1 protein-coding gene is annotated in these 852 nt (G+C 53.3%); it reads left to right on the top strand.

Translation table 11 applies throughout. The features are described from left to right. Nucleotides 1-852, top strand: an 852-nt coding sequence (locus tag GMD3S_RS10810) for a hypothetical protein (protein WP_192812754.1), incomplete at both ends; no start/stop codon positions are given.

Genomic DNA, 852 nt, shown 5'->3' with positions numbered 1-852 from the left:
CTTCAGCGAGCGCGAGCCAGTCTGCCTCAGTAAGCTCCAGCCAGTCAGCATCTGCAAGCTCGAGTCAATCGGCTTCATTGAGTGCCAGTCAATCAGCGTCTGCAAGCTCCAGCGAATCTGCATCAGTTAGCTCAAGTCAGTCAGCTTCAGCGAGTGCAAGTGAGTCAGCTTCAGCGAGCGTGAGTCAGTCAGCGTCATTGAGCGCTAGCCAGTCAGCTTCAGTAAGTTCAAGCGAATCGGCATCAGTAAGCTCCAGCCAATCAGCGTCAGCAAGTTCGAGTCAGTCCGCATCGGTGAGCTCAAGCCAGTCAACTTCAGTGAGTGCTAGTCAATCTGCTTCATTGAGTGCCAGCCAATCGGCGTCTGTAAGCTCAAGCCAATCCGCCTCAGCGAGCTCAAGCCAATCTGCATCATTGAGTACAAGTGAGTCAGCATCAGTAAGCGCCAGCCAGTCTGCGTCCGTAAGCACCAGCCAATCCGCTTCAGTAAGTGCAAGTCAGTCCGCATCGGTAAGTTCAAGCCAATCCGCTTCAGTGAGCTCAATTCAATCCGCCTCAGCGAGTGCTAGTCAATCAGCGTCAATGAGCTCAAGTCAATCCGCATCGGTGAGCTCAAGTCAGTCAGCTTCAGCAAGTTCGAGTCAATCGGCTTCAGTAAGCACCAGCCAATCTGCTTCAACGAGCGCAAGCCAATCAGCCTCAGCCAGCGCGAGTCAGTCCGCTTCGGTAAGTGCTAGTCAATCAGCCTCAGTAAGTGCAAGTGAATCTGCATCAGCGAGCTCGAGTCAATCAGCGTCAGTGAGCTCGAGTCAATCCGCTTCAGTGAGTGCTAGCCAATCCGCTTCAGTAAGCT

This window comes from Streptococcus sp. GMD3S, assembly GCF_000298695.2.
In the GTDB taxonomy this organism is placed as follows: domain Bacteria; phylum Bacillota; class Bacilli; order Lactobacillales; family Streptococcaceae; genus Streptococcus.
The sequence above is the reverse complement of the archived record's forward strand: the minus strand, read 5'-3'. Positions and strand labels throughout refer to the sequence as shown.